This window comes from Erythrobacter insulae, from assembly GCF_007004095.1.
Lineage (GTDB): Bacteria > Pseudomonadota > Alphaproteobacteria > Sphingomonadales > Sphingomonadaceae > Erythrobacter > Erythrobacter insulae.
The window spans coordinates 807,023-829,055 of sequence record NZ_VHJK01000001.1; the positions used below are offsets into that span (position 1 = coordinate 807,023).

The window sequence follows — 22,033 nt, forward strand, 5'->3', positions numbered from 1 at the left end:
GCTCCAGTTTAGCGTTTAAAGGATTGGATGCGCGTTACAGCGCGTTAAAAAGCGATAGCGAGCTAACGCGGGCGAAACTGGCCTGGCTCGCTTCGAGCGCGGTCAGGGTCTGCTGCAATTGCGCGATTGCGCTGCTTAAATCGGTATCGCCGACTTCGGACCGCTGCTCTGCGGATGCAATGTTGCGATCAGCCTGGTTCTGCTGAATGACTTCGATCCACGCGATTCGTGTGCCCAAAACGGCCTGATTGCGGGTCGCAGATTCCAGCGCCGCGTCGAACCCTTCGAGTGACGCCTGCGCCGCTGCGGTTGGATCGGCCACACCGCCGCGCAATGCCTCTGCCAGACCGGTCACAACGGCAAATACACTGGTGGGAGATCCACCAACCAAAAATTCAAACACATCGCGGCCAGCGACACCATTTTCGATATCAGTACCGGGCGCGACAGTGACCGAGCCGATCTGGCCGTTCCCGGCATAGGTCACATTGCCAGCGGCATCGCGGGTAAAGGCAGGCGCCGCCGCTGTCCCTGCGAACAGGGGTTCACCTGTTAAAGTGACGCCATTGGCCCGGTCGAAAAGCTCCTCGTTTAATTGCTCAAGCTCTTCTGCGATTGCAGCCCGCGCGGTTTCCGGCAGCGTATCATTTGCAGCTGCGAGTGCCAGTTCACGGGCGCGGGCAATCACATTGGCCACGCCGCCAACCTGATCCGCGGCAAAGGTCAAATCCTGACGCAGCTTGGCTGCATTATCCTGTTCAATTTCGCTCAGCCGATCCCGCCGGTCCAGAGCGCGCAGCCGTGCGGCAGCCACCGGATCATCCGATGCGCGTTCGATCCGCTGTCCTGTCGCGACCTGCGTTTGCAGTCGTTCAATCGACCCGCGCAGTTCAGCCATCTGGTTCAGCGATCGGTTAAAATACGCAGCAGTCGAATTGCCAAGAGTGGTCATGTCAAACGCCTCCCCCGCTATCTCAGGCCAAGGATCGTATCGAACAGATCGGCGGCAACCTGAATGATGCGGCTATTGGCTTCGAATGCCTGTTGTAAACGCACAAGCGCGGCGGCTTCTGCGTCGAGATCGACGCCGGTTTCTGTAAGCAGCGCCGTTTCCGCGCTCTGGGCAATAATCGCAAGCCCTTCGCGCCGCGTATCCAGCCCTGAAATACGGCTCGACACGCCGAGCAGCAACGTATCTGCAGTGGCAACCGGGCCTTGATCGGAACCCACAGCCGCAATCAAACCGCGCAAGTTCGAAATATCGCGGCTTCCGGCGGGCGCGCCTGCAGGGGCCGTTGCAAACTGCGCTCCGGAGCCAAGCGCTACTTCGATATTGCCTGCAGAATTGCCAGTGAATAGCGGCGGAGCGCCAGTACCGGCAGCAGTCGATCCTGCCGCCTGCGCTGCGTTGCCTGCTGTGATGATTTGCTGCGCGATTGCGTCCAGATCGGACTGCATCGCCGCAATTTGATCCAACGCGGTCTGAGTGCCCGAAAGCCCTCCACTGGCAGGTGTGAAACCCTGTCCATCCGCCTGAAACGCGGTTTTGCCTTCGGCATCCGTCGTAAAGCCGAGCGTGGCCGCACTTGCTCCGCTCACCAGCGCAATGTCAGGTGCCGCATCCAGCCGAACCTGCGCCGCGCCGAATTCATCGAATTGCACTTTAATCCCGAATTGTTCCGACAGCTTGCGCAGCTGCGCATCACGCGCATCAAGCAAGGCTGCTTTTGAGGCTGTGCCATCGCGCGCACTCACCAGTTCGGCATTGGTCCGGGCAAGCTCATCGGCCAGGCTTTGCGCTTGTTCCATGCCTGCCGCCACTTCGGATTGCAGCAAGCTGCGGCTATCGCCAAGCGATCCGTTGGCCAATTGAAATGTATTGGTCAGCTGGCGGGTGGTTTCCAAAGCGGAGGTCCGCAAAACCGGGTCCAGCGGATCGCTCTCCAGACGAACCAGAGCAGCTTCGAAATCAACCAGGCTTTCGAACAGGCGCGACTGTTCAAGCGCGGTTTCAGCCCCTTTTAAACCCGAAATTTCTGCTCCGGTCCGGGCGAGGTCGGCGCTTGCTCTGCGAAACTGCAATTGCACCAATTCGCTATCGGCCCGCGCCACACTGCCAATGCGGACCCCGCCATAGGCATTTGCCGAATTCAATCCGATCGTTGCGCTGCCGACCAGTTCGCTTTGCGACAGCGATCGCCGCGCATAATCGGGGTTTGAGGCATTGGCGATATTCTGCGCTGTCAGCTCAAGGCTGGCTCGCGCTGCCGCCGCGCCGCTGCGGCCGATAGAGATAAGTGCGGTTGGCATCACATACCCCCTTGCCCATCAACATATTGAGCAAGCTGTTCCTCGATACTCCGTGCAAACCCGAAGGCGCCCGATCCGGCGGCGACTTCAGCAAAATGTTCATCGCGCATTTTCTCGAACTGTTTAAGCCCGCCGCCGGTGAGCGGCGCATCTTCGGCAAAACCCGAAGCGCGCGCGGATTCAAGCATCCGGCGGATCATGATCGCCTCAAACCCCTGCGCCGCCTCGCGCAATTCGCGGCGCTCCGGCGAAAGGGCTTCGGACTTGCCTGCCAGTCCTGTCGAGATAGCGGGAGTGATCACAACACCACCATTTCGGCTTGCAAAGCGCCGGCCTGTTTCAGGCTTTCGAGGATGACGACCAGATCAGACGCCCCCACGCCAAGCAGATTGAGCGCATCGACAATTTCGCTAAGCGAAGCCGCGCCCGGCATCAAAGCGACGCGGTCGGATCGCTCTTCGACACTGATCTCGCTTGCTTCCTCAACCGCGGTCTCGCCATTCGCAAATGGTTCGGGTTGAACCACACGCGGGGATTCATCGATCCTGATGACCAGCTTTCCGTGACTGATCGCGGCGGGCGAAAGGCGCACCGATTGGTTGATAACAACCGTTCCGGTGCGGCTGTTGACGATCACTTTCGCCGCGACAGGCGCAGGGGTTACGGTCAACATTTCAATTTCAGCCAGTTGGGCCGCGCGAATGTCATTCCCGAATGGCAGGGTCAGTTCAATACTGACGCCGTCGGCGATGCTGGCCATCCCCGGATAACGCGTGTTGATCGCGTCGCGAACGCGCGATGCAGTAAGAAAATCGGCGCGGTGCAGGTTAAAATGCAACGTGCCTTGGCGATCAAATCCGGTTGCAACCGCGCGCTCGACCGAGGCTCCATCAGCGATCCGGCCAACGGTGGTCACATTGACCGTCAATTGCGAACCGTCGCGCCCCGAAACGCCCAAACCGCCGACCGCGACATTGCCTTGAGCCATCGCGTATATCTGACCATCCGCGCCGTAGAGCGGGGCCAGCACCAGCGCGCCGCCGCGCAGGCTTTTGGCCTGACCCAGCGTTGATACCGTGATGTCGATCCGTTGTCCGGGTTTGGCAAAGGCTGGCAATTCGGCGGTGATGATCACCGCAGCCGCATTGCGCAAATTCGGGCTGACACCGGGCGGCAATTGCATGCCCAGCCGGCCCGAAACACCCTTCATGGCTTCGGTCACATATTGAAGATTGTCATCGCCAGTCCCCTGCAGGCCAACCACCACACCATAGCCGGTGAGCTGGTTCGTCCGCAGGCCTTCGAATTCGCCCAGATCGCGGATGCGCTCTGCGGCTGCGGCGGCAGGCATGATGGCTACCAGAATGGCAATGATGACGGTGATCCATTGGGATAAAGATTTCATGTCGCTACTCCTTGCGTCACGGGGCCGGTCAAAGCGGCGAGATGAAATTGAAAAAACGCGAGAGCCATCCCGGGCGGCTGGCCTGTTGCACTGCGCCCTTACCGGAATAAATGATCCGGGCATTGGCGACCTGAGACGAGGGCAATCGGTTGTCGGCGTTGATATCGATCAGGCGGATCCGCCCGGCAAACTGGACCCATTCCTTCCCCTGACTAAGCGACATCTGTTTTTCTCCGACGACCTCGGCGGTACCATTGGGATAAAGTGCCGCGATTGTGACCGCGACCGTTCCGGTAAGCTGGCTTTGCTGTGCAGCGTTGCCTCCTCCCGAGAACGAACCCTGCGCCGAAGGATTAAGGGCATTGGGGTTCAGAAAGCTTAGCGGTCCGGCCGTTGGCGGGGTTATCGAAAAGCCTCCATCCCGGTTGGTTTGGCCGGTAGTGCTTTTGGAGGTTGCCGTGTTTTCGACCAGCACAATGGTGACCATATCGCCAAGCGCGCGGGCGCGGGTTCCGACATGCAACCCGGAATAACCCTGTCCGACCTGGAAAATGGACCCGCGATTGTCTGCCAGCGCGGCCTCGCTCGGGATATTTTGTGCGGTCACAGCCGTAAGCGGCGATAATGGCGGGGGCGGCGCGGTAAAGCCGGCTTGCGGACCGCTGCCTGCACCCATGCAAGCCGAAGCGGACACCGCGATCAGCGCGGCCGAACACGTTCGAAAATGAATTGTCATAAACTGTCTCACAATGTCTGGTTCGCGTTGCGGAGCATTTCATCGACGGCGCTGATCATCTTTGAATTGATTTCATAAGCGCGCTGGGCCTCGATCATTTCGACCAGCTCTTCGACGACATTGACGTTGGAAGCCTCCAGCATGCCCTGGCGCACATTGCCGCGCCCGTTCAAACCTGCCGGACCGATTTCAGCCGGCCCGCTGGCGCCCGTTTCAACCAGGAAGTTGTCGCCAATGGCGCGCAGCCCAGCCGGATTGACGAAACTTGCAACGGTAAGCTGCCCCAGCTGAACCGGTGCAGCGGTGCCGGGCTGAACCGCGCTAACCGTGCCATCCGGCGCGATAGAGATGGATTCCACGCCCTGCGGAATCTGGATCGCAGGCGTTACAGTGTAGCCTTGCGAAGTGATCAGCTGCCCCTCGGGAGAGAGTGTGAAATTGCCTGCTCTGGTATAAGCGATCTCGCCGCCACCGGGCAATTCGACTTGAAAGAACCCCGGCCCATCAAGCGCCACGTCAAGCGTATTTCCCGTCGTATTGAGCGTACCCTGACTTTCGATCCGGCTGGTGCCCATCACCTGCACACCGGTGCCCAAATTCTTGCCGACTGCATAGGCTGTTTGCCCGGTTGATTGCTGTCCCGCGACGCGTTGTTCCTGATAAGCGAGCGTCGCGAAATCAGCGCGGTCGCGTTTGAAACCGGTGGTGCCAATATTGGCAAGGTTGTTCGCGATAACGCGCATCCGCGCATCTTGCGCCTCAAGCCCGGTACGGGCGACGTGAAGAGCCGAATTTGGCATGAAGAAATCCTTTTATATTGCAGGTCGGGCAGAGCGAGATCAGGCTTAACGCATGGCCATCAAACGGCTGCCGGCTTCGTCAAGTTCGCTGGCAGTGCTGATGATTTTTACGCGCTGTTCAAAGGCGCGCTGCGCTTCGATCATGGCGACCAATGTATCGGCGGTTTCGACATTCGATTGTTCCAGCGCACCGGTCGTTACCTGCGCGGTCGGATCCGCGGGAAGCACACCTCCACCAGGCACTTTCAGGAAACTGTCGATGCCTTTCACCAGCACACTGCCATCGGCAGAGGCGAGCTTGATCCGTCCCAGCGGTTCAGCAGGCGCATTTGGTGCCGCCGGATCCCCGCCCAGCACAGTGCCATCGGCCGCAATGCTGATATCGAAACCGGCAGGCACCGTGATCGGGCCGTTCTGCCCCATGACAGGCAGGCGCTCGCCGTTCTCCAGCAAGCCCGACAGCGCGACTTTCAAATCACCCCGACGAGAGTAAATCTCTCCGCCATCGGGGGCCTGATACGCTATCAAGGCCTTCCCATTGACCGCAATGTCCATTGGTTGGCCGGTGGATGTCACCCGACCTGCAGTCATATCCGCACCGCGCACATTGCCGCGCGCCATGGCGCGGGCCTCTGGCGAGCCATCGCGCACGGTTGCCGCTTTCACCGCGAATATCTCCCCGCGAAAACCGGGCGTGGAGGCATTGGCGAGATTGTTTGCAACAGTGCGTTGACGGTCCATCGCGGAATTCATCGCGGTAAACGCAGTGTAGATCAGGCGGTCCATCGATCAGCCTTTATCTTTGCAGGTTCAAAACGGTCTGGGAAATTGCGGTCGCAGTATCAATGGCCCGGGCATTTGCCTGAAAATTGCGCTGCGCCGTGAGCAGCGAGACCATTTCTTCAGCCAGATCGACGTTCGAGCGTTCAAGGGTGCCGGACAACAAATCGCCGACATTGCCGATGCCAGGTGCGCCATAAACGGGGGCACCGGAATCGCCGGTGGCTTCCCATTTTGTCTGACCAATCGAACGCAATCCGTTGGCAGCAGGGAAAGTTGCAAGAGCGACAGCAGCCACAGGTTCTGTCGATCCGTCAGTGTAAGCAGCCGTTATCACCCCGTTGCGGGTAATCGAAACGCTGGCAAGTGTCGCACCGGCAGCATTGGTTATGGGGATCGTCGCGTTGCTTGGCACCGTGCCTGTAATCGCGCCCGACGCATCAACGGTGTAGGATTGGACCAGATCGCCGTTGGCATCCTGAAGCGCGCCGTTCGCATCGATCTGAAAATTGCCGTTGCGGGTGAAGGCGAGATCGCCTGAAATCGGATTGGCCGTAGCAAAAAAGCCGCCGCCATTGATTGACACGTCCAGACTGCGGCCAGTCTGCTCAATCGGGCCAAGCGAGAAATCCTGATTGATCAAAGAGACAGCCGCCCCGATGCCCGGAGTGCGGCGCGGATCGCTGGCAGAACCATTGGCGACCAGATCGCTGAATTGTGCGTTGCTTTTTTTAAACCCGGCGGTCTCGGCATTGGCGATATTATGCGAGATCACACGCAGATCGGTTTCGGCGTTTTTCATACCGCTAAGTGAAGTGAAAAAGGACATCGGTCAGGGTTTCCTTGCTTAAAAATTAAGGGTGGTTGGAGGCCGGAGTGTTAAATGGATTGCAGATCGGCAGCGGTCGGCGCGCTTTGTTGTGCAGCGGCGCGCGCCGCATTGGCTGCGGCTTCGATAGCCGCACGGCTCGCGTCGGCGGCGGCTTCTTGAGCTGCGATCAGATTGTCGAGCTTGGCCGAAATCTCGCTAAGAGTTTCGCTGGATTCGGTGGATGCCGCGAGTGAGGAAAACTGCGCCATCTGCGCCAGCATTTGCTCATTATTGGCAGGCTCCAAAGGGTCCTGGAGCGATAATTGCGTAGTCAAAAGCCGCAGAAAATCGGCCTGTCCAAGAGCTCCCAAACCATTGCTGGAGGAAGGCGCGGACGGGGTGTTGATCCGATCGAGGGTCGATTGAAGATCAGCAACCGGAGGGGTAACCCCGGACGTTTGCGCAGAAATATTCATGGTCAATTGCTCCTGAGAGTTTCCAGCATCAGCTGTTTGGCTGTTGTCAGCGCCTGAACCAGATTTTGGTATTGGCGCGCGCTTTCCATGATCTCGATCATCTCGGCGCTTTCATCGACGGGGGCTTCCCAAACATGCCCGTCCGCATCGGCGAGTGGGTGGTTGGGCTCGTATCGTTTCGTGGGTGCGGTTTCGCTGCGCACAATCCCGTCGCTGCGCACTCCGGAAATCCCGGTTGCCTGATCCAGCTCGCTGGCAAACCGGACTCTGATCGGCCGGTAGGCATCGGCTTCGGTGGTGGCGACAGACCCCGCATTGGCAAGATTGGATGTCGCCGCATTCATGCGGACCAGTTGCGCCGACATCGCCCGCTCGGTCATGGAAAACAGCGTCATACGATTGGTATCAGGCATGGTCATTCACCCTTCAGCGCGCGGGTGATGGTGTTGACCTTGCCTTGAACGAAGCTGAGCGTGGCAGAATACGCCATGGCGTTCTCGGCAAAGGCCACCTGTTCGCGGCCAAGTTCAACCGTGTTGCCGTCAAGCGACGCCATGGTCGGAACTTTATAGACCATGTGAGAGGCGCCATCGGCGCCGGATTGCAGGCCATCGCTGTGCCGCGAAAGACGGGCATTAAGAGCTGCGCCAAAATCTATATCGCGCGCTTTGTATCCCGGGGTCGCCGCATTGGCGATATTGGATGCCAGCACGTTCATGCGGCGCGAACGCAGCTCCAACGCGGCGCCATGTATGCCAAAGATTTGCTCGCTCACGAAAAGGCTCCTTCTCAAACCGGCGATTGCAATGCGCCAGATGGATGTGCCTGAAAGGTTTGCAGGAGCCGTGCCAAACGCAGTTCCTACGGTGGATCAGGCGGGCAACGCGGGCGAAGCGTGGTTACTTTGGGCGCTTTCGGCAGCGCGCTGCCGCTATCCGGCAAAACTTTGCCCAAATTGCCGCAAATCGTGGCTTAATGCCGTTGAGGTCTGGCCGTTCTATGCTGCAGCAAACGATGCAGGAAAGGGATGGGCGCAGTGGAAACCGGATGGATGCAGCTGATCGATTTCGGAGCGCTCACCATTGTCCTGGCAGGAACCATGCTGGCGACATTGGCCCGGTGCGGGATCGCGGATCTGCGGATTGCGATATCGGCGCTCATCGGATTGCTCACAGCGCGTTTTGATGAAGACGCAAACCGGATCGCACTTGCACGGTGCCTGCAAGCTATCGAGCGCGCAGGCCCTTTGGCCGCTGATACAGAGCTGCCGCCTGACCCCGCAATCGCAAGTATGACCGAAGCGTATCTACGCAGCGGATCGCGCGAAGCCCTGCACACCGCCCGCCGCGCCGCACGTACGGCCCGCGAAATGCGGCGCGAACAAGCGGTGCGAACCTTTGAATATGCCGGCGAACTGGCTCCTGTCTTCGGTCTGGTGGGTACGCTGTTTGCGATCACCCAGATCGCCCCGGCAGCAGAGACGATCTCAACCGAAGCGACATTGGGCGCTATTTCCACTGCGGTCCTGTCATCGTTATACGGGGTTTTGAGCGCGCACCTTGTCTGCATCCCGCTGGGCCGGGCGGTTGAGCGCCGCGGGCAGCGCGAGCAGGATATCCGCGACGCTTTGTTCGATTGGTTCGACGCCGAAATTGGCGGGAAAAAACGGGCCCGGCCTCCAGCTTCCACTCTTATCCGGGAAGTCGCATGATCAGGCGATTGGATGGCACGTGGCAGATCGTACTCGCGGATCTGGCACTGATTTTATTCCTTGTCTCATTATCCTCGCTCGCGAGCTCTTCGGATCTGACCTCAGGCCGAAAGGCGCCAACCGATATTGAATTCGCGCCCTCGCAGGCGCTGTTCCGACCTGATGCCGGAGGCCCTGATATAACCGAATGGCTGCGCGGCCAGAGGCCCGATGCGCGCGCGACGTTGACTATTCACGCACGCTACACCGCGGCGCGAGGCGGAGATCTTTGGGCCGAGGCGCGTGCGCTGGCCGCGCAGGCTACAGCCGCGAATGTTCCGGTACGGATCGTCATGACTGCTGGCGACACACCTGATCTTTATGCCAGCCTGGGATATGATGTGCGGCCCGGCACGATCGCCCCCGGCGCGCCAGATTAGACCGCGATGACTTTGTTCCGGCCCGTTTCCTTTGCTTCGTAAAGGGCGGCATCCGCCCTTATCAAGGCGCTGCGCGGGTCGACATCCTCGGTCACTTCGGCAAGCCCTGCAGAAAAGGTAATCTTGCCAAACGACTTGCCCGTTTCCCTGTTCATCAGCGTCTTGGCCGCCTGAGCCCGCCGGATCCCGTCCAGCTTGCGCCATGCGGCGTCTTTGTCAAAGCCATACAGCAGCAGCACGAATTCTTCACCGCCATGGCGCGATACGAAACAATCGTCGCTCGCATTAGAGCTTAGGGTGTGGGCAATTGCGCACAAAACCCGGTCACCGGCATCGTGGCCGTGTTTATCATTGATGGATTTGAAATTATCGACATCGCAAAACGCCACGCAGAGCGGCTTTTCCGCGCTGCGCGCTTCCTCGTTCGCCGATTTGAAGCGCCGTTCAAACGCGCGGCGATTGGGCAGGCGGGTCAGATGATCGACATCGGCCTCCATCCGCGCTTGGGCAAGATTCTGGCGCAGCTGATCGGATTCTGCCTGGCTGCGCTCCATCGCTTGTTCGGCTTGCTCGATCCGTTCAAGCATGGAACGCGATAACGCGATGACCCGTTCAAACTCGGCTTGATTTTGCAGCCGGTCCCCTGCGCGTGAAATCGCATCGATATGTTCATCCAACGCTTCGCGGTGATCGTTCGTTTCGCTTTGAGCAGACCGGGCGGATTGCGAAAAGCGGATCAATGAATATTCGAGCTTATCGACGAGTTTTTCTAGCTCTTTCATGCGGGCATTGGTTTCCGGATCAAGCCGCATTACTGTATCCAGCCAGCGCTGATCTATCGGATCCCCCGACATTTCGCGGGCGGCAAAAGCCTCTGCCAGCTCGCCGTTTGATCCCGAAAGCGCGCTGCAGATAATCGCCAGATTGACGCTGGTGACTTCCAGATCGTGCCGCGTCGCAAAGACCGAAATCCTTTCAAGCAGATCTCGCCGAGCCTGTCGCTGGCGCGTTGGCGGAAATTGCCCATCACCGGGCGACAGCACGGCGTCTTTCCCATTTTTACCCGACAATTGTTCCGGATTGGAATGATAATTCATGGCATTTCAAAGGCGGCAGCGCCGCTCCGACCTCGTATGATCTGTTCAGATTGCCGCGCTGCATTATGCAATCAGATTTAATTCCTCGCTGCAAAGCGGCACGGGAACACACCTAGCCTGCGCCCTCTGGAGAAATTGGCACAAGGCTTGCTGTTACCTTTGCATCGATGAGCGCCGGCACACTTGGCGCCCATACTTTGCAAGGAGACTGTTATGCGTTTTACGTTTGGTTATCTGGGCTTTGCTCCCATCGCGGCCATTATGTTCCTGCCGCTCTGGACGCCAGCTATCGGGGCCGCATCAGGCACCGCCGCCGGTTTTACCGATCCGCAGGAGATCGACCGGGCTGTATCCAGCTTTACCGGCGCACAGATCGGCGAGATCGGCGGCGCCCGCGGGCCCGCAGACCGGCGGCTTAAACTGGCGGATTGCACCGCTCCTTTAACAGCGCGGTGGCACGGACAGCGGGAGTCTACCGTGCGCGTTGATTGCCCCGATGCGGGCGGTTGGCATGTGTTCATTGCGACAAAGTCTGCGCCGGCAATCGAGGCAAAGGCCCGAATGGTGAAGCGCGGCGATCCGTTGACTGTGGTGGTGCGCGGGCGCGGTTTTACCGTGCAGCGAACCGGCGAAGCGATGGAGAATGGTTCTGTTGGCGATTGGATTGGCGTTCGCACCGCCTTGAAAGCATCACCGGTACGCGCGCGGATCGAACGCCCCGGACTGGTGATCATACCGTCATATTAAATTTGCGCGCTCACCCTTAAACAGGATGAGCCTGCGCCGTTCTGGTATTTAGAATTCCACCGGGAGACTGAAAATGCCCTCTATCGAAGTGAGCAAATTGCAAGGCATCGCCGCCCCGCGCACCGTATCGGGCGGCGACCGCGCGCAGATTGATGCGCGCACCGCCCAGACCGCTGTCAATACCGCAGCCAAAGTGGATGCGGGCGTTAAGCTGGAAGTCGGCGCGTCCATTGATGCAGCACAGCCGCCGATCAACAATGAACGCGTGGCAGAAATCAGAACGGCGCTTGAAAAGGGCAATTACCCGCTTGTCCCGACCCAGATCGCAGATGCAATGATCGCGGCCCAGATCAGTCTGGAAACTGTCCGATGACCCATGATCTAAGCGGCAATTTGCGGCAAATGATTGCCGTTCTCGAACGCGAGCGGCAAGCACTTGCCTCGCTCGATGCCGATGAGCTGGTGTGCACAGCCCGCGACAAGGAGGCCCTGTGTGAAGCCCTTTCACCGGTTGCCCCCGATGCGCTGGACAACGAGACACGCACTCTGGCGGAGACTGCGCGGCAGCTGAACGCCGTCAATCGCCGGGTTCGCAACCTGCTTGCCGCCAATGTTGCTGCGCGGATTGACGCGCTGAGCGGCAGGCCGGGAACCCATCGTCAGGCCACCTTCGCGCACGCATGATGCGCCGTTAACCAAAGCTGGCACGGCTGTTGCTTTGCACTGGAACATAGGCGCCGAATACGCGGCGCGGTCCAGCCAAGGCAATGATGCAATGAACCAGCCGATCTATTCTACAGGCCCCATTCGGCAGGGCTTTGAAATCGCCGCTCGCAGGCACAGCGAACGCGCGCTGCCAGAGCGGCCATTCAACCCTGCTATCAACCCGCAACCCGGCATGCCTGCAAGCGTGCTCTCAAGCGCGCCCGCCAGCGCGCCGGCTGCGATTGAACAAGCGATTGCCAATGCCGCGCGTCAAACCGATGTCGATTTCGGGTATCTCGTGGCGCAGGCACAGGTCGAATCCGCAATGGACCCGGCTGCCAAGGCAAGCACATCGAGCGCGACCGGCCTGTATCAATTCATCGAAAGCACATGGCTTGGCACGGTAAAACGGCACGGCACGCGCTTTGGCCTGGGCGATATCGCATCTCGCATCACAGCCACCTCGAGCGGGGCGGCTTACGTCTCCGATCCCGCCGATCGCAGCGCCATCCTTGCCTTGCGCAATGATCCGCAAATTGCATCGTTCATGGCGGCAGGACTGGCCGAGGACAATCGCGCGCATCTCAAACCTGTTCTGGGCAGGGAGCCTGACAGCAGCGAATTGTATCTCGCGCACTTCATGGGCGCAGGCGGGGCCAGCAAATTCCTGTCCGCGATGGCCCAGAATCCCGATCAGAAAGCGGCAAACCTGTTCCCACGGCCAGCAGCCGCCAACCGCCCGATCTTTTTTGAACGCAGCGGCAGTCCCCGCAGCCTGCAAAGCGTGATGAATGTCCTTTCCGGCAAGCTGGAACGGGCCATGAAACAGGCCAATTTGTCCGAGGCAACCGTCGCCGGACCCGCCGCCGCGCGTCCGCCATATATCATCGCTGATGAAACGGTGTTCGGCCCCGCCGATCCGCCCGCCATCTCAGGCCGAAACCGCGCCCGCTTCTCCATGGGCCAAGCACCAAATCTGCGCTCCGATGACCTTCGCGCACAAGCGAGGACAAGCAGGCCATCCATGTCAGCGATATTAAACGCCAGTTTCGCCTCGGGAACCGGCATGACCAGTCCCGAGGCCTCTCAACGCATCCAGCGCGCGTATACCCAGCTTAAGGCGTTTGGGCTGTGAACGCGCCGTCTGTAAACGGCACGCGGCCTGATGGCCCGTTGTCATGGCTGGACCGCGTGCGGGCTGCCCCTGCGGCGATGGCGCTGCCCGTTGGCATCTTCGCGCTGTTCGTGCTGATGGTGATGCCCATTCCGACAATGCTGCTCGACGTGTTCTTTGTGCTCAATATCGCAATTACGGTCGCGGTATTGATGACAGCATTGAACGCGCGCGAACCGCTGGATTTCTCTTCGTTTCCGTCGGTCCTCTTGTTCGCAACCCTGCTCAGGCTTGCTCTCAATGTCGCATCAACGCGGATCGTTCTGGTCAACGGCCACGAAGGCGGAGCCGCCGCCGGAGAGATCATCGAGAGCTTTGGGCAATTCCTTGTCGGCGGCAATTTTGCAGTCGGCCTGTTCGTGTTCGCGATCCTGCTGATTATCAACATGATCGTGATCACCAAGGGGGCTGGCCGCGTTTCCGAAGTCTCGGCGCGATTTGTGCTCGATGCGTTGCCAGGTAAACAAATGGCAATCGACGCCGATATCGCAGCAGGCCTGATCACCGCCGAGGATGCGCGCGCGCGCCGATCGCAGGTAACCGTCGAAGCCGATTTTTACGGCTCGATGGACGGGGCTTCGAAATTTGTAAAAGGCGATGCAATCGCCGCCTTGCTGATCCTGGGCGTGAATATAATCGCCGGATTTGCACTTGGGATGATCACCCACGGTCTCTCCGCCGCCGAAGCGGGCGAGATGTATATCACTTTGGCAGTGGGCGATGCGCTGGTCGCACAGGTCCCCGCTTTGCTGTTGTCGATTGCCGCCGCAGCGATTGTGACACGGGTGTCGGACAGCCGCGACCTTTCGGGACAGATTGGCGGACAATTTGCCGATCCTCGCGGGTGGCTGGCAGTGGCGTTGATCTTGCTATCCATCGGTCTGGTCCCGGCGATGCCGCAGCTTATCTTCTTCCCCGCCGCCGCCATTGCCGGCGCGCTCTGGTGGATGCTGAGGCAGCGGGCAGCGCGCCCGGTTGAACAATCGCCGATCATCGAGGAAGCCCCGCCCGAACGGATCGAAATGGCGGATGTCAGCGATCAAACTCTGGTCACGATTGAGCTCGGCTACGGCCTTGTCCATCTGGTTGATAAAGCAAAAGATGCCCCGCTGCTGACCCGGATTACCGGTATCCGCAAGCAATTGAGCCGCGATCTCGGCTTTGTCCTGCCGCAATTCCGAATCCGCGACTCGCTTGATTTGGGGGCGCAGGATTATTCGGTGTCGCTGGGCGGCGTATGCATCGCCAGAAGCATCGCGAAAGCTGGCAAATTGCTTGCGATTGATACCGGCGATGTGCGCAGCGGCCACGGGCTGACGGGCGAAGCAACCCGCGATCCCAGTTTTGACTGTCCCGCTTTATGGATTGATCCATCACTGCGCGATCACAGCGTCGCGGAAGGCTTTCTGACGGTTGACCCCAGCACAGTCATCGCGACCCACGCCAATCAGGTTCTGCTGGCACAAGCGCCAGAACTGCTCGGGCCGGTGGAAGTGCGCGAACTGCTTGATAATCTGAAAGACCGGGTTCCTGCGCTGATTGATGCCGTGCATCCCGATCCGCTTTCTCTGGCTGCGATGACCCGCATTTTGCGGGCTTTGATCGCGGACGGGATCAGCCTGTCCCATCCGCAGCCAATCTTTACGAGCCTCGCACTGGCGCTTCAGTCCAATCAGGATTTCGAAGCATTGATCGATGCCGTGCGCAGCGATCTGGGCGCGCGGCTGGTTGCGCGCATTTGTCAGCCTGGTGACCCGTTAAAAGTGGCCACGCTGGATGCCGGACTGGAAGCCGCCATCCTCGGCGGAATGCCAGATCCGGCAACTGGGCACCCTTTGATCGAACCGGATTGCGGCGCGATGATCGTTCGGCGGATCAATGAAATGATCGAAGAAAATGGCGGCCCGATTGCGTTGATCGTGCAGCCGCCCGCGCGCCGATCGCTGGCCGTATTGCTGCGTACGCGCGCGCGCAACTGTCAGGTTCTATCCATCCATGAATTGCCCGCGACGCAGCCTGTCGAGGTGGTCGGCGTCATCGGCCAGACCGATCCCGCGCCCGCACCCGTGCCTACATCCACGCCAACGCCCGCGCCTATTCCAACGCCCGCGCTGACCGGCGAACAATCTGAATTTGAACAACAGGAGCCGGGTCGATGAAACACGAACCCCATGCCTTTGCCGCGCCCCGTCAGGCGGCCTATAGCAATATCTCGCGCGCCGAAGTGGAAGACCGCGTGCGGCGGTTCCTTCCGCTTGTGCGCCGCGCAGCGTGGCACATCTATGGCGCGGGCCGCGAAGGCCTCGAAGTCGAAGACTTGATCCAGGCCGGCATTGTTGCGCTAACCGAATGTGCGCAGCGCCATAACGGCCCGGGCGAGGACGGGTTTGCCGCCTATGCCAAGATCCGCGTGCGCGGGGCGATGCTCGATCAGATTCGCAAGCTCATGCACGACAGCCGGACCGCGCGAAAAAAACGCAGCGCCTATCATCAGACCATGGATCAGTTGCGCGGTGAATTGCTGCGCGAACCAAGCCGCGCCGAAATCGCCAAAGCCATGCATATAAGCGATGGTGAACTGCTGGAAATCGAAGCAAGCGGTATCAGCGTATCTTCAATCAGCGATGAATATGATGAAAGCAACACGGCCTTTGCCAGCGAGGGGCCAGACCCGTTCGATGTCCTTGCCGGGATCGAAGACCGCGAAAGGTTGATCCGGGCCATGACTGAAATGTCCGACCGGGCAAAGCTGGTGCTGCAATTGTTTTTTGTCGAAGAAATGAACCTAACCGAAATCGCCCAAATTCTGGAGGTTTCGGTCCCCCGCGTCCATCAGCTGCGCGCAAAAGCGTTAAAGGATTTGCGCGCGCTGATGGAACGGGAGGAAACCGGTTAAATCAGTCTTCCCACCAATAGGCGCGGCGTTTCGCGGTACCCGTGGCGACTTCGTTCATGGTTTTGGCATCATACATCCGGCCGCCAATCATCACGCTTTCGATGGAATCGGAATTGCGAATGTTCTCGCTGGGATCTTTGGTCAGGACCACCAGATCGGCCAGCTTGCCGGCCTCCAAAGAACCAATATGCTTGTCCATGCCCAGCGATTGCGCGGATGAAATCGTGCCCGCTTTCAATGCCTCGACAGCGGTCATCCCTCCGCGTGCAAAGCTCCACAACTCCCAATGCGCTGCAATGCCAGGTTGCTGGCCATGTGCACCGATAGAAACCTTTACTCCGCGTTGGGCGATTTTGCGCGCTTCCCGGGCGGCATTATCATCAACAAACGCCCAGTCCGGCGCCTTGGTCCGGCGGCCAGTCGCTGCCAGCAGCTGTTTTGGCGGCGTGTGAACCATCAACGGGTTGTCGAATACATCGGTCGCCTGACGCCAATACGGATCGCCCGCAAGGCCCCCATATGTCACCGTCAAAGTGGGCGTATAGTTCGAATTGGACTGCCCGAAGAATTGCAGCACATCCTCGTAGAACACATCACCGGGGACATTGTGCTCAACGGTGGAATTGCCATCCGCAATCAGGTTCATGTCCATCCCGAACAAAGACCCGCCCTCTGCCACGACCAGCATATCTTCCGCTGCTGCGGCGCGGGCAACCATCTGGCGCTGTTCGCGGCGCGGCTGGTTGTAATTCTTGACCGAAATGCCGCCTTGCGCCTTGATCCGGCGGACATGCGCGAGTGCATCTTCATAGCTATCCACGCGCGCATAGACGCTAGGCGATTTTGCCCCGTAGATAATCTCTCCGGTAGAAAAGATCCGCGGACCAAGCAAAGTGCCTGCCATCTGCCGTTCAGCCGCCGCGAATACCTGACTCGCCTGGCTCGAGGGGTTGTGAATGGTGGTCACGCCCATCGCCAGATCCTGCAGCAAAGCCCAGTTTTGCTGAGGCACCAAATCGCCGGTGCCATATGGGCCGTGCGCATGCGCATCGACCAGACCCGGCATGATCGTCTTGCCGCTCGCATCGACAGTTACAGCGCCGCTTGGCACGGAAATGTCGCTGGCCGGGCCAATGGCTTTAATCCGGTCGCCTTCGATTACGATGACACCGTTTTCGATCACGCCGGCGTCTTCGTCTCCCAGCCCGGCGGCCATGGTCAGGATCCGTGCGCCGGTGATGGCCACGACCGCGCTCGGTTTATCGGCATTGACGGTGACCGCCATCGAAATGCCCGTCTCAGGAGGGCTGTAGCCTTGTTCTTCGTCATCGCCCTTGGGCGCATTGCGGAAGAAGTCGGCAACCTGCGCGCTCTGCAATTGCGGACCCATTGACCAGAACAGCGTCTGCCCGCCGCGTGACCAACCAATATAGTCCGCCCCGCCAGAGCTAACCTTGGTCACAGGCAAAGAGCCGCCTTTTTCGCTGACATCCACCGGTTTGCCGCCGGGGATAAGAGGCATGGCGAACACTTCATAATTTTGCCGGAACGCCACAGTCTGCCCGTCCGGTGCAATTCGGAAATCATTCGCAAGATCGCCGCGCGCATGGGTGCGCTGGGCCTCTCCATCCAGATTTGCCGACACCAGCGACAATTTGCCCCCGCCAAATGTGTTCATGAAAATACGGTCGTTTGATGCAGCGAATTGCGGCGTGCTGCCGCTGCGGCTCACACGTTTGGCTTCTCCGCCGCCCACCGGCATCACATAAATTCCGGTGTTTTCCGAATATTCGGGAGCGGTAAGATACCCGCCAGAGCGTTTTTCAAACGCAATCATCCTGCCATCGGGCGAGAATACCGGGTTGCCATAATGGCCCGGCATTGTGCTTATCGCGCGAGCATTCTGGCCATTGGCGCTGGCGACCATAATCTGGCCCAGCCCCTCATCCGTCCATTTGACATAAGTGATCTGCGAACCGTCGCGGCTATAGGCAGGAAACGCCTCAACCGCATCGCTGGAATCGCCGGTTAACGGGCGCGGCGCATCCTTGCCCCGCGCCGATTTGGTGTAGAGCTTGCCGAGACTTTCAAACACCAGACGGCTGCCATCGGGCGACAGCGTGCCGAATTTTGCCATGCTGGTGGTAAAGCGATCAGGTGCCACGTCGATTTCGGGATGCGGGGCATCGGCAATGCCGCGCGTGTCAGAAATGCTGAACGGAATGGTCGCAAAACCGGTTCCGTCGCGATTGATCCGGTTGAGCTTTCCGCCCGCCCAGAAAACGATTGCCGCGCTGTTCGGGGTCCAATCCATATTGGGGTATACGCCGTACACCGCCCATGTCTCTTGCAGGTCCAGATCAAGCGCATCGTAGATCATCCGCTCTTTGCCAGAGGCCAGATCCTTGACCCACAACATGCTCTGATCCTTGTCCCGGCGAACAAAGGCGATTTCCTTGCCATCGGGCGAAGGCGCCGGTCGCACCGCGCCGCCATACCCGTCAACAGCGGTCGTGACCTCGCCGGTCTCCAGATCATGTTTCTCAATCGCGAAAATGCCGGTCTGGCTGTCCTGCGCATAGATAAAAGTGTTACCCGGCGTCGTGTTGCGAGTGTAATAGATCGCCTTGCCATCGGGCGCGAAGATGGGCTCGCCCAGCTCTTTTTGTTGCGCTTCATTGGCGCGCTCCACAATCTGGACCCCGCCCCCGCCGGAAACATGGTACATCCAGATTTCCCCGGTTCCGGCAGAACGCTGCGTTGTGAAATGCTTTTTCGCAGCAATAAACCGCCCGTCGGGCGACCATGTTGGCTGATTAAGCAGGCGGAAATCTTCCTTGGTGACCTGCCGTTTGTCAGATCCGTCACGGTTCATCACCCAGATATTGTCGCCGCCACCGCGATCCGAGGTAAAGGCGATGCGCGATCCATCGGGTGACCAGCGCGGGTGAACATCCCAGGCCAAACCTTCGGCAATGCGTGTCGGCGTGCCGCCGGCAATCGGCATGGTGTAAATATCGCCGAGCATGGTGAACGCGAGGGTGCGGCCATCAGGGGCCACATCGACATCCATCCACGTGCCTTCGTCGGTTTCAATCGCAACCTGCTCGATGGTTGCGCCCTTGGGTGCCGAAATGTCCCAGCCCTTATCGTCATCATCCTGCGCAATCGCGAGTGACGGAACTGCAAGCATCGAGCCTGCGAGAAGGGTGGCGGTGAAATGGCGCATATAAAGTCTCCCTGGGTTGGCGCGGAGAGTAGCGGCACGAAACGATATTGCTAGGGGGCGCATTCATCGCATCGAATTGACACCAGACGCCGTTTGCTTTTGAACAGCAATGGGTGCGCGTTCCAATCTGGGGGGAACAGGCAATTTCATACGATCAAAAACCACCGCGCGTGGTGGGGCTTGGCGGAGCGATCCTGACCAGCCTTAACGGAGTGGTGGGGTCAGGCATCTTCGCCTTGCCGGCTCTGCTTTTCGCCGCAGCGGGATCGTTTTCGCCTGTCGCGATCCTGCTTTTCGCCTGCCTGTATGGTAGCGTGCTGTTGGTCGTGGCCAAGCTTTCCACGATATTCCGGCAATCCGGCGGGGCGCAGCTTTATACCGAGCATGCGTTCGGTCCGGCGATCGGATTTCAGGTCGGGTGGTTCTCGCTCGCTACCAACATGGCCGGGGCCGCCGCCAACTTTCATGTGCTTGTCTCTTACCTTTCTGCGATCTTCCCGTTCTTCGAAGATCCGGCCATTCGCATGATCACGATGGCTGTGCTGGTTGTGCTGTTCATGGCGATCAGCATCAGCGGTGCAGCACGCTCGATCGGGGCGATTGCTGTGGGAACAGTCCTTAAACTCGCACCGATAGTCTTGCTGGTCGTGATCGGCTTTGCGCAAAACGGCGTGCCGACCGAGGTCAGCCTGCCGACCTTCAGCAGTTTCGAATCGGTTGCGCTGCTGCTCGCATTTGCCTTTTCGGGATGCGATGTTGCCGTTTATGCGGCGGGCGAGGCAAAGGAACCGCGCAAGACCATGATGCGCGCCTTGATGCTCAATCTGGGGGGTGTCGCGATCTTCTATGCTCTGGTGCAACTCGCCTATTCCGCGACCGCACCCGATCCGACGGCGGTCGATATTCCGCTTGCGGCGATGGGTGAGAAATTGCTTGGGCCAACAGGCAGTCTGATGATCAGTCTGGCTGCAATTTTCTCGATCGCGACGTTCCAGATCAACGTCTTTTTCCTCATCCCGCGTCTTGCCTATGGCATGGGCCGCAGGGGGCTGTTGCCGCACGTGTTCGCCTATGTTTCACCGCGCTTCAAAACGCCGGTGGTCGCGATTGCGGCTTACGGTGCGGTGGTCGGCGCGCTCACTCTTTCAGGCACTTTCGAGATCCTCGCCGTGCTTGTTGTCAGTGTCGAACAGCTCGGCTTCCTCGCTGTCATTGCTGCGTTGGTCACCATGTGGCGCCGAGGCGATGCGGGGCTGCGCGAGACGATGGATTTCCGCTGGGCAATCATCGTTCCCGTCGCGACCGGCTATATCGTCTGGCTGATGTCGCAATTGGAGGCAACTTCGGTGCTTTATATGGCCGTTATGGTCGCAATCGGGGTGGCGCTCTATTGGCTTTCAAAAGCCAGCGCCGTGAAGCAGGACGGGATCGATTTGCCTGAGGGTCGCAGCTAACCGAACGTGCCCTTCTTCGGGCCCAGATACCCAAACAGATACGCGCCCACTTTGCGCATCTGGATCTCTTCGCTGCCTTCGGTGATGCGGTAACGGCGGTGGTGGCGATATATGTGTTCGAACGGAGTGTGGCGCGAATAGCCGATGCCGCCATGCACCTGCATCGCGCGGTCGGCGGCTTCGCACACCAGCCGGTTCGCCCAGTAATTGCACATGGATACCTTGTCAGAGATGGTCCGCTCAATCTCTTCGTGCGGCATGTTGTCCATCTCCCACGCGGTCTTGAAGATCAGCAGGCGCAGCATTTCGGCCTGTGTCGCCAGTTCGACCAGCGGGAACTGGATCGCCTGGTTTTTGGAAAGCGGTTCGCCAAACGGCTTGCGCTGCCGCGCGTATTTCACGCTTTCATCAATGCAGAACATCGCCGCGCCGCAGCTAGATGCCGCCTGGCGGATGCGGTTCTGGTGGACGAAGCTTTGCGCCAGCGACAGCCCGCGCCCCTCGACACCGAGGATCGCGCTGTCGGGCACCCAGACATTGGTAACGGACAGGCGCGGGTGATCGGTCGGCATGTTGAAGGTCCACATCCATTCCTCGATCTTGAGGCCTTCGGCGGGGTTGGGGACGAGGAAACAGGTGATCCCGCTGGCCTGTCCCGCATCGCCGGAAGTGCGCGCAAACATCGCGCAATGCGTCGCGACATGCATGCCGGTGATCCACATCTTCTCCCCGTCGATCCGCCAGCCGTCCACCCCGTCGCGGGTTTCGCGCACGGCGGTCGTTTCCATATGGGTGGCATCAGAGCCGTGATCGGGTTCGGTCAGGCCAAAGGCGACGCGGCGCGTGCGTTCAAAGCCGCCGGTGATGAATTCGCGCTTCTGCTCTTCAGTGCCCCACTGGTCGAACATGGCGACGAAGGGGAAGTTGCCGACGATAGAGTGCTCGTTCTGAAGGTCGTTGTGGAGGCCCAGACCCTTCCTCGCAAAGTGCTCGCGGATCACCGCCATCCAGAGGTTTGATCCGTCCTTGCCGCCATATTGCTTGGGCGCGGAGAAGCGCCAATGGCCGGCCTTGTCTGCTCGCACGGTGGCTTCGCGCAGCAGCGCTTCCCACTCCTCACGCGGCAGGCCGCCCGCTTCAAAGTCTGTGCGCGCATATTCGCGGCGATGGTCGAAGAAACGAATGTTGTCGTCCTGCTGCTCCAGCGGTTTGATCTCGGCTTCGATAAAGGCATCGAGTTCGTCGAGGTATGCAGCCAAGTCGGCGGGAATTGCAAAGTCCAT

At 59.5% G+C, this 22,033-nt stretch carries 23 protein-coding genes; 9 read left to right on the top strand and 14 right to left on the bottom strand.

Annotation, left to right across the window (positions count from 1 at the left end; translation table 11 throughout):
- Nucleotides 1-34: 34 nt before the first annotated feature.
- The 11 genes from flgL to flgB form a co-directional block, all read right to left on the bottom strand.
- Entirely contained in the window at nt 35-952 is a 918-nt protein-coding gene (flgL, locus tag FGU71_RS03865; protein WP_142787336.1) for a flagellar hook-associated protein FlgL, read from the bottom strand.
- 17 nt (nt 953-969) lie between these two features.
- On the bottom strand, nt 970-2,310 hold the full coding sequence (flgK, locus tag FGU71_RS03870) for a flagellar hook-associated protein FlgK (protein ID WP_142787337.1): 1,341 nt from the start codon (nt 2,308-2,310) through the stop codon (nt 970-972).
- Complete coding sequence (locus FGU71_RS03875; RefSeq protein WP_142787338.1) at nt 2,310-2,612, bottom strand: flagellar biosynthesis protein FlgJ; 303 nt, start codon at nt 2,610-2,612, stop codon at nt 2,310-2,312. Before FGU71_RS03875 ends, flgK begins: the two co-directional genes overlap by 1 nt.
- Nucleotides 2,609-3,661, bottom strand: coding sequence for a flagellar basal body P-ring protein FlgI (locus FGU71_RS03880; protein ID WP_407644407.1), 1,053 nt, complete (start codon nt 3,659-3,661; stop codon nt 2,609-2,611). The genes FGU71_RS03875 and FGU71_RS03880 overlap by 4 nt, the downstream gene beginning before the upstream one ends.
- A gap of 82 nt (nt 3,662-3,743) precedes the next feature.
- Entirely contained in the window at nt 3,744-4,451 is a 708-nt protein-coding gene (locus FGU71_RS03885; protein WP_142787340.1) for a flagellar basal body L-ring protein FlgH, read from the bottom strand.
- A gap of 8 nt (nt 4,452-4,459) precedes the next feature.
- Complete coding sequence (flgG, locus tag FGU71_RS03890; protein WP_142787341.1) at nt 4,460-5,251, bottom strand: flagellar basal-body rod protein FlgG; 792 nt, start codon at nt 5,249-5,251, stop codon at nt 4,460-4,462.
- Between the two features lie 45 nt (nt 5,252-5,296).
- Nucleotides 5,297-6,037 carry a flagellar basal body rod protein FlgF gene (locus FGU71_RS03895; protein ID WP_142787342.1) on the bottom strand — a complete coding sequence of 247 codons (741 nt, stop codon included), beginning with the start codon at nt 6,035-6,037 and terminating at the stop codon, nt 5,297-5,299.
- A 10-nt stretch (nt 6,038-6,047) separates the two neighbouring features.
- Nucleotides 6,048-6,860 (bottom strand): flagellar hook-basal body protein, encoded by an 813-nt coding sequence (locus FGU71_RS03900; protein WP_142787343.1) that lies wholly within the window; start codon nt 6,858-6,860, stop codon nt 6,048-6,050.
- A 50-nt stretch (nt 6,861-6,910) separates the two neighbouring features.
- Nucleotides 6,911-7,318, bottom strand: coding sequence for a flagellar hook assembly protein FlgD (locus FGU71_RS03905; protein WP_142787344.1), 408 nt, complete (start codon nt 7,316-7,318; stop codon nt 6,911-6,913).
- 2 nt (nt 7,319-7,320) lie between these two features.
- Nucleotides 7,321-7,737 carry a flagellar basal body rod protein FlgC gene (flgC, locus tag FGU71_RS03910; protein ID WP_234035631.1) on the bottom strand — a complete coding sequence of 139 codons (417 nt, stop codon included), beginning with the start codon at nt 7,735-7,737 and terminating at the stop codon, nt 7,321-7,323.
- The gene (flgB, locus tag FGU71_RS03915; protein WP_142787345.1) at nt 7,734-8,093 is read right to left on the bottom strand and encodes a flagellar basal body rod protein FlgB; all 360 of its coding nucleotides are present in this window, start codon (nt 8,091-8,093) and stop codon (nt 7,734-7,736) included. Before flgB ends, flgC begins: the two co-directional genes overlap by 4 nt.
- 252 nt (nt 8,094-8,345) lie before the next feature.
- On the opposite strand from flgB, the gene FGU71_RS03920 reads away from it, so the two are divergent.
- Together FGU71_RS03920 and FGU71_RS03925 are read left to right on the top strand one after the other, a co-directional pair.
- On the top strand, nt 8,346-9,029 hold the full coding sequence (locus FGU71_RS03920; RefSeq protein ID WP_142787346.1) for a MotA/TolQ/ExbB proton channel family protein: 684 nt from the start codon (nt 8,346-8,348) through the stop codon (nt 9,027-9,029).
- On the top strand, nt 9,026-9,448 hold the full coding sequence (locus tag FGU71_RS03925) for a hypothetical protein (protein WP_142787347.1): 423 nt from the start codon (nt 9,026-9,028) through the stop codon (nt 9,446-9,448). The genes FGU71_RS03920 and FGU71_RS03925 overlap by 4 nt, the downstream gene beginning before the upstream one ends.
- Here the strand turns inward: FGU71_RS03925 and FGU71_RS03930 are convergent.
- On the bottom strand, nt 9,445-10,545 hold the full coding sequence (locus FGU71_RS03930) for a GGDEF domain-containing protein (protein ID WP_142787348.1): 1,101 nt from the start codon (nt 10,543-10,545) through the stop codon (nt 9,445-9,447). The genes FGU71_RS03925 and FGU71_RS03930 overlap by 4 nt on opposite strands.
- A gap of 213 nt (nt 10,546-10,758) precedes the next feature.
- Here FGU71_RS03930 and FGU71_RS03935 point away from each other — a divergent pair, with 213 nt between their 5' ends.
- From FGU71_RS03935 to FGU71_RS03960, 6 genes are all read left to right on the top strand, one after another.
- On the top strand, nt 10,759-11,292 hold the full coding sequence (locus FGU71_RS03935) for a flagella basal body P-ring formation protein FlgA (RefSeq protein ID WP_234035632.1): 534 nt from the start codon (nt 10,759-10,761) through the stop codon (nt 11,290-11,292).
- 73 nt (nt 11,293-11,365) lie between these two features.
- A complete protein-coding gene (locus tag FGU71_RS03940) occupies nt 11,366-11,665 on the top strand; it encodes a flagellar biosynthesis anti-sigma factor FlgM (protein ID WP_142787349.1) in 300 nt (99 codons plus the stop codon).
- A complete protein-coding gene (locus FGU71_RS03945) occupies nt 11,662-11,976 on the top strand; it encodes a flagellar protein FlgN (RefSeq protein WP_142787350.1) in 315 nt (104 codons plus the stop codon). Before FGU71_RS03940 ends, FGU71_RS03945 begins: the two co-directional genes overlap by 4 nt.
- A 91-nt stretch (nt 11,977-12,067) precedes the next feature.
- Nucleotides 12,068-13,132 (top strand): transglycosylase SLT domain-containing protein, encoded by a 1,065-nt coding sequence (locus tag FGU71_RS03950; RefSeq protein WP_234035633.1) that lies wholly within the window; start codon nt 12,068-12,070, stop codon nt 13,130-13,132.
- Nucleotides 13,133-13,209: 77 nt separating this feature from the next.
- The gene (locus tag FGU71_RS03955) at nt 13,210-15,330 is read left to right on the top strand and encodes a flagellar biosynthesis protein FlhA (RefSeq protein WP_142788970.1); all 2,121 of its coding nucleotides are present in this window, start codon (nt 13,210-13,212) and stop codon (nt 15,328-15,330) included.
- Nucleotides 15,327-16,067 carry a sigma-70 family RNA polymerase sigma factor gene (locus FGU71_RS03960; protein ID WP_142787351.1) on the top strand — a complete coding sequence of 247 codons (741 nt, stop codon included), beginning with the start codon at nt 15,327-15,329 and terminating at the stop codon, nt 16,065-16,067. The genes FGU71_RS03955 and FGU71_RS03960 overlap by 4 nt, the downstream gene beginning before the upstream one ends.
- Before the next feature lies 1 nt (nt 16,068).
- Here the strand turns inward: FGU71_RS03960 and FGU71_RS03965 are convergent, their stop codons facing one another.
- On the bottom strand, nt 16,069-19,296 hold the full coding sequence (locus FGU71_RS03965; RefSeq protein ID WP_142787352.1) for an amidohydrolase family protein: 3,228 nt from the start codon (nt 19,294-19,296) through the stop codon (nt 16,069-16,071).
- Between the two features lie 113 nt (nt 19,297-19,409).
- On the opposite strand from FGU71_RS03965, the gene FGU71_RS03970 reads away from it, so the two are divergent.
- A complete protein-coding gene (locus FGU71_RS03970) occupies nt 19,410-20,750 on the top strand; it encodes an APC family permease (RefSeq protein WP_142787353.1) in 1,341 nt (446 codons plus the stop codon).
- Here FGU71_RS03970 and FGU71_RS03975 read toward each other — a convergent pair.
- On the bottom strand, nt 20,747-22,033 hold the full coding sequence (locus FGU71_RS03975) for an acyl-CoA dehydrogenase family protein (protein WP_142787354.1): 1,287 nt from the start codon (nt 22,031-22,033) through the stop codon (nt 20,747-20,749). The two genes, FGU71_RS03970 and FGU71_RS03975, sit on opposite strands and share 4 nt — an antisense overlap.